The sequence below is a fragment of the Neobacillus fumarioli NBRC 102428 genome (assembly GCF_001591485.1).
GTDB classification, from domain to species: Bacteria; Bacillota; Bacilli; order Bacillales; family Cytobacillaceae; genus Neobacillus; species Neobacillus fumarioli.
In genome coordinates this window covers 1-6836 of the sequence record NZ_BCUZ01000139.1, presented here as the reverse complement: position 1 = coordinate 6836, position 6836 = coordinate 1, and the positions used below count along the sequence as shown (strand labels likewise).

Sequence of the window (6836 nt, the reverse complement as noted above, 5' to 3'; positions counted from 1 at the left end):
ACACTACCAAAATTTTTAACCATATTTCATCCATTCCCAAAAACTGATGAAAAAAATCCTTATTTTATTTTTTTAATTGAAAGAAAAATCTGTCTATTGGCTTGTTTGGTTTATTATATCGTAAACCATTATGAAAAATAAATCGAATTTTGCAAGGAGAATAATTTTTTTCTATTTGAAAATTACTAAAGAAAAGGGGATGAGCTGATGGAGGAGCAAAAGAAAACGTATTATATTGATGTGGGAACCGGCCATATAACACAAAGTGCCACAGATTCTACCTGGAGCTTTAAAATTTATGCAACTGATCATGAAATAAAAAAATTAAGAAATTTGTTTGAGCAAAACTATTCAACAGAATGGCAAAACTTCTTTAGAGCCCATGTACCATATGTTCCATACCATTATGATCAAGAAAATGATGCTTATGATAGTAAGATCCAAGAAATATATGCGATCATTTATAAACTCGGAGATGAAGAAGCAAAACAGCATATCGAAGCCATGCATATTCTGCCGGAAAATCCTAAGCTATAGGATTTTCTTTTTTTCATTTATAATAAAAACATCGAGCAAAAAATAAGGCAGGTATATAGCATGTTAGAATTTATGGACCAAAACGGAAAAAAAGTGGAACTAACCTTTTCAAAACATACCTTTTTAGAAGAGGCCAAGCATGTTCTTGTCATTTGTCAATATGAAGATCGCTGGGTTTTGACAAAGCATAAAATACGAGGACTTGAATTTCCTGGCGGTAAGCGGGAGGCAGGAGAAACATTAGAGGAAGCAGCCAAAAGGGAGGTTTATGAAGAAACTGGGGCGATTTTAGCCGGTCTGCAATTTTTGGCTGAATACAAAGTTTACAGTGAATCAGAAGCATTTGTTAAGGCCGTTTATTGGGGCCAGGTGCAAAGATTTGATCAAACGGGCAGCTACCATGAAACCGATGGTCCTGTGATGATTCAAGGTGATTTATTGCATTTGAGGTTTGGCGCAGACTACAGTTTTATTATGAAAGATCGGGTTGTCGAGGAGTGTCTTTCCTTTATAAAAAAGCTAAAGGGGTAAAATTTCCCCTTTAGTTTAATTCTGCCTCATAATCTTTTGATAGCTTGAAGACCATAACTCGTTCACCTGTACGCGTGCTGATATCTGTGTAAAAACTTATTACTTCCTGACCGGTAATTTCCAAAATAATTTGTTTTAAGTCTTCGGTACCTGTTTCCACCAAACTATTGCGGTTCTTTTTTACCGATAATAATCCTTCTTTATCTTGACATAATGAATATTCTGCAGGAGTTAGGATGCCTTTTAGAACCACGATAATCATATCTCTTAAAATATCGGATTTAACCGATACCGAGCCGCGGCCGAGATAGGACTTCTCCCAATGTGTTAGTGCCTTGCTTATTTCAGCTTCAATCATCCCTTTTGACTTATCCATCATTTATCTCCTTTTAAAATTTGCAAAAAACTTAAGTCCAGCTTTTCCAATCTCCTTCCGGATCAATGGACGCAAGTCGTATCCACCCGTTTTGCACTTTTTGAGAGAATGAAGGATTATGCTCCAACAGTCTTTCTACATATTGCTTTGGTGCCTGGAGGACCACCAGCAATCGAATGGGTGCATGATATGCTTCTTGATCGGATTTCATGACGGACTGCCATGGAAGACCGGATAATAAATCACTTGAATTCCCTTGCATGACACCGATGCCGGAGGTCACAGTCTGGGTTACTTTATTTCCACTGCCGTAGAAGTGAGGTGCTACGGTAGAGGCATAATATTGCAAATTAATCCACTGGCAGACAGTTCCAGGTCCGTTGATAATATTCTCGAGTAAAGTCCCGTCTTGATCTTTCTTCCAGTCATAATTGTGGAGAAATGCTCTCCCCTCTAAATTGCAATTTTGGGTGAGCTCACGTTTGCCAATGATCAAGGTGGCATTACGGACAAGTCCCCATTCAGGACGGATTTCACTCCAGTCATTGGCAAATCGCTCGGCTTCGGATGTCGGATTTTTGTACATTGTGTGAATCGCCGGCAATTTCGGAATGCGTTCTTTATTTGCTTCAATAGTAACATTTGTCAGTATGGTCTGAACACCATTAAATGCTTCTTTCGCTTCATTTGAAAGTTCAGGGACATAAAGCCAATGTAATTCATCCAATGTTGTGATATGTTCCGCAGCTGTAAAAACGGTCGCTTCCGGAATATTGATCCCTTCTTTGGCAAATGCAAGACGCACCTTTGGAAGATTGCATAAAGCTGCCAGCACCCGGGCATTGAATCCGCTTGATGCACCGCCGCATGCCCCGCAATCGAGCGCAGATGCATATGGATTGTTTGTACTCTTGCTGCCATGTCCGCAAAAGACCACTAGTGGTGCGAAATGATCGGTAAGCCCCATTGTAATTAGCGCTTGCTTGGCATAGAACACTTTCTCATCATCCGTAAAGCCAATCGGTAGGTCCGATTCTGGAACATGTTTATGTTCGAGTGAGAGTCCGGTTTCCGGTTTCCGGAGCCACGCTTCTTTTAGTTTACGGAAAGCGGAGCCGGCACGCCTTGGAACAAAGCTGCGAACAAGTGTCCCTAACCCGAGCCAGGGTCCGCTGATTTCTGGCAATATTAAGCTCGCAAGAAGATTATGTTTCATCATGTGAAAGGTGGAACCAAGGGAATTGGCAGCATGGATTCTTTGTTCATACTGTTTTAACTCAAACTCTGGTGCTGTCTCTTTTATTCTGTATTGCGGTTTAAACATAACCGGAAGAGAACTGTGGCAATGACAGCTGCCTAATTCATTCGTTTCAATCGGCAACCCGTAAAAGCCGGCTGCCCCAAGTGTTTCAAATGGGCCTGCTTGTTCCAGCATGCGCCGAAAAGGTTCTGAACGTACATCAATACAAAATACAAATTGCGCTAATGGTTTAGTTTTATTTTCTTTAGCAGGAAGCAGCTTGGATGTAATCAGTTTCTTTAAGTGATCTTCGTATGTTTTTTCCCAAGCTTCCAACCAAAGACGATGGCGAAGAAGACGATCAAAACGATGAGCAAGCGTTAAACGTGCTTTTAGCTCTGCGTTAGATAGCTGTTCCAATTTGCGGATTGGTATGTCGCCCCAATGAACCCATGATGCAATCAATGGCTCTAAACACACTTTTTCAACTGTCTGAACCTCTTCTAAGGGGAGATAAGGTTTGACTAAGGTAGCCTCTAGCGAAACTCTTACGGCTAAATATTCCATCAGCAGTGAACTTGTTTGTGCTGTTTGTTCGGAGCGCCAAAGCATCATTCCAGCCCAGCCAGGCAAGGAAAGCAAATGTGCCTCAAGATAATTTTGTATTTGTGAATAAGGAATTTCAAGCTCTAACAATGCTTTCATTAAAGCTTCGCCGGCATCTTGCGGCAGGTCTTTTAGCTTCTTTCGTATAGCCGCCTTTAGTGCCGGGTCATACCCGATAAGATTTCTCCATGACTGATAGAACCCTGCATCGCGGTTCGGCATTGACCAGATAGCCTGGGATTCATCCAAGAATAACTTACACCATTTAATAAGATGACGATTCAGCTCACTGGCTGTTTTTGCTTTACCCAATTGCTCCAAGCGCTGGCTATAGGTTTGGATTGAATGTTTTTCAGTAAAATGAAACGTAAGCTTATCTGCTAAACTCTTGATTTCAGGCGATTCAACTAGTTTGGTAGCTGGTTCTTCATACATAAGAGCGGCCCGGCAGAACAGTTCTGCTTCGTCACGTGGGATACCAAGCTTTTGGGAGTCCAGCCAGTGTTTCAGGCTCAATTCTAGAAAATCTTGATTAATTTCCCCTCGTTTCCACGCTGACTTTATAATGAAATCATTAGGATAGATATCTACATCGCAAATATCTTTCAACCACCGGGCTGTATGTTCAAAAGATTGCTGTTCCAAGCCCGACCACGGATTGCGAGCGGCAAACGCGGTGAGCGGGTTAAGCGGCACAATGACTTTACTGGCTGCCAGAACTATATCATACATTTCGAGTTGTTGAGATTTTACTTCCGTGCTTAATGTTCGGGCCAAAGTCGGGCTCATCGTACATTACCTCCTTTAGACAGCTGGTGTGTTAGATATTTTGGATGGCTTTCGGTCAAATCAGCCTGCGGTTCACTTAGGCGGATCAACCAAAGATAAATAATAGCGAATGTTGCTGTGGAACGATTTCGTAATACCCATGCACCGTAACTGGCAGCAAGCAAAAAGAACAAAAGGATCACAGCTGCCGTTAAAGGAGCAGCGATATTGGTCTGAATGGATTCATGTAAGATGTTGAAAAATCTGTTATGGACAATCCTAAACACGAATGCTGCTAGTAAGAATAAAAGAAATCCTGCGGTCCTTGCAATCCGGCCATTACTGAAAGCCACCAGTCCAGTCCATGCAATGAAAACAGCCCATCCTAAGATAAAAGCACTGATAAACTGATATCCGCCAGCAGGAGAAGTGTACCAAAAGCCAATCCCGGCAAGAATGCCTAACAAACCTCCAGTAATGGTCCATAAAGGTGATTGAGTATGCTGGTTCCGAACTTTTGGGTAATGTTGAATAGCAGAACCTGCCTGTAAGAATAAGGTGGCTTTGAATAAGCCATGTAAGATGGCATGAATAATTGCGGCCCAATAGGCACCCAGCGCACACTGGATCAGCATGAAGCCCATCTGTGCCATCGTAGAGCCTACCAGCTGCCGTTTATAGTCGACTTGAACAAGCATAATTCCAGTTCCGATTAAAACGGAAATGCCGGATATGATCAAAAGAATAATCTGTGCCATATCTCCACTAAAAAGTGGAGAGAAGTTTGTCAATATAATCCCTCCGGCATTTACGATTCCTGCATGCATGACAGCAGAAATCGGGGTGGGCGCCACTACCGAATCGAGAAGCCAGCGCTGGAAAGGCCATTGAGCCGCCGGAATAATGATGGATACAACGATCAGCAGGTTTATACAAGTTTTTTCCCAAGATGCAAGCTGGACAAGACTTTTTTCCGTTAGTGTTTGTGATAACTGCCAGTGTCCTGCAGCTTCAGTTAGCCAGATCATGGCGAAAAGCAAGACGATCCAGCTAAGCGCAAACATCTTCCCAGTATGGATAGAAGCTTTTTTAGCTACCTGCCACTCTTTATTTAAACCAATGAGCATTGTCAGTCCCAGAAGGGTCATGCCCCAAAACAGCAAGAGCAGACGAAGATCATTACTGAGCCAGGCAAGGGCGTCACTAGCAGCAGTCACTGTCAGCAGCGCAAAATATTTTCGATAGGAATAGTCTCCAAGCAGATATCGAATGGAGAAGCGCTGGACAATTAACCCAATCGTAAGGACAAATAATGCCAAAAGCCATGATAATGCATCAAAGTGCCAAGGGCCAAAATAGATACTGCCATTGCTCCAGATCAGGCCTGCCAGTGCAGCAATCGGAGGCATTGCGATAAAGCCGGTATGAATCCAGATATATTTTAAAGGGACTTTAGGGTTTAGCAATACGAATCCACTAAGTACGGAAATCACAAGCAATAGAACAAATATTGCCGGTATAAGAGTATGACTTTGGAAAACTGCCACTCGAACCTCCCCCCAAATGAATGCATGGATAGAATTCAGCAAAATTCCCGTAACAAATTGCTCCATTATGTAACGTTCCCTTCTGTTGAAATAAAAAAACCGGCAATTTTACAGGGGTTAATGGACATGATCTAGCCATTAAACACTGGAAAATTCCCGGTTTACTGTTAACGAGCCCGGCATGGGCTTTTTAAAAGTCTACCTTCACATTCATTATATTCTTTATACATAAAGAAGTACCGTTTTATCGAATCTATAGATTTCCTTTTTCATACAGTCAATTCACAAAAATTAACAGGATGCTAAAGGATTCTCTATTTATTGAAGTTATTTCAATTATTCTAGAATCTAAAATACTATTTAATTAACTTTCTGTCAAGTTTTTAGAAAGGGGCTTCATCCAATCCTGTCTTCCACGAATTAAGGTTAAAGTTGTTTTCCATTTGTTTATCGGTATTCATACTTCCGTTTGAAAGGGTTAGTCAAACAGATTATTAATGAAGCTTCCTACATTCCCGGTTTTTCTACTGACGGATGCTTCCTGCATATAAGGAGAGAGAACTTCGGCTAGATTGTGAATGCTAAGAGAATGCATCCAAATCTTCCCTGGACCTGTCACCTTCGCCAAAAAGATTCCATCCCCACCAAGAAACATATTTTTGAATCCTTTTAATCGCTGTACCTCGAATTTAACTTTTTGCTCATAGGCAGCCAGGTGTCCAGGGTGGATCAGGAGTGTTTCTCCTGGATTTAGTTCTTTTTCGGTCACTTCACCATCGACAGATATAAACGCCATCCCGTTTCCAGATAGGCGGTTATAAATCAGTCCGTTTCCTCCAAAAAATCCGCTTAGCCCGAAGTTTCCAGCAATGCCAAGCTGGACTGTTTCTTCTGCACATAAGAAACTGTGCCGTTGAACCAGTACCGAACCATAGTGATCGGTTTGAATTGGAACGATATGCCCTGGCATACGTGTAGTAAATGATACTATCCCTCGGTTTCCTTGTGCGGTAAAATGGTTTAGGGTAAGGCTGTTTCCTGTTATTGCTCGCTTCAGTACACCGCCAATCCCGCCGGTAAAATTAGTTTGAAGGGCAATCTCCGGCGTCATATACTGTAATGCACCTGTTTCACTGTAAATTGATTCACCTGGATCCAACTCGATTTTTAATGTTTGCATCACATTTCCTTCAACATTATATTTCATTTGAACACCTCCATCATTATTCTC

6 protein-coding genes are annotated in these 6836 nt (G+C 41.7%); 2 read left to right on the top strand and 4 right to left on the bottom strand.

Annotated elements, in window-relative coordinates; genetic code table 11:
• The first annotated feature begins 207 nt into the window (after positions 1-207).
• Positions 208-537 (top strand): hydrolase, encoded by a 330-nt coding sequence (locus BFU02S_RS13980; RefSeq protein ID WP_066371837.1) that lies wholly within the window; start codon positions 208-210, stop codon positions 535-537.
• 60 nt (positions 538-597) lie between these two features.
• Positions 598-1068 (top strand): RNA deprotection pyrophosphohydrolase, encoded by a 471-nt coding sequence (gene ytkD / locus BFU02S_RS13975; protein ID WP_066371835.1) that lies wholly within the window; start codon positions 598-600, stop codon positions 1066-1068.
• A 10-nt stretch (positions 1069-1078) separates the two neighbouring features.
• On the opposite strand, the gene BFU02S_RS13970 is transcribed toward ytkD, so the two are convergent.
• The 4 genes from BFU02S_RS13970 to BFU02S_RS13955 form a co-directional block, all read right to left on the bottom strand.
• Complete coding sequence (locus BFU02S_RS13970; protein ID WP_066371833.1) at positions 1079-1444, bottom strand: Na-translocating system protein MpsC family protein; 366 nt, start codon at positions 1442-1444, stop codon at positions 1079-1081.
• Positions 1445-1475: 31 nt separating this feature from the next.
• Complete coding sequence (locus BFU02S_RS13965; protein ID WP_066371830.1) at positions 1476-4079, bottom strand: DUF2309 domain-containing protein; 2604 nt, start codon at positions 4077-4079, stop codon at positions 1476-1478.
• Entirely contained in the window at positions 4076-5605 is a 1530-nt protein-coding gene (locus BFU02S_RS13960; RefSeq protein WP_066371840.1) for an NADH dehydrogenase subunit 5, read from the bottom strand. The genes BFU02S_RS13965 and BFU02S_RS13960 overlap by 4 nt, the downstream gene beginning before the upstream one ends.
• A 478-nt stretch (positions 5606-6083) precedes the next feature.
• Positions 6084-6836: TIGR00266 family protein (locus BFU02S_RS13955; protein WP_066371828.1), on the bottom strand; the 753-nt coding region annotated here is incomplete at its 5' end.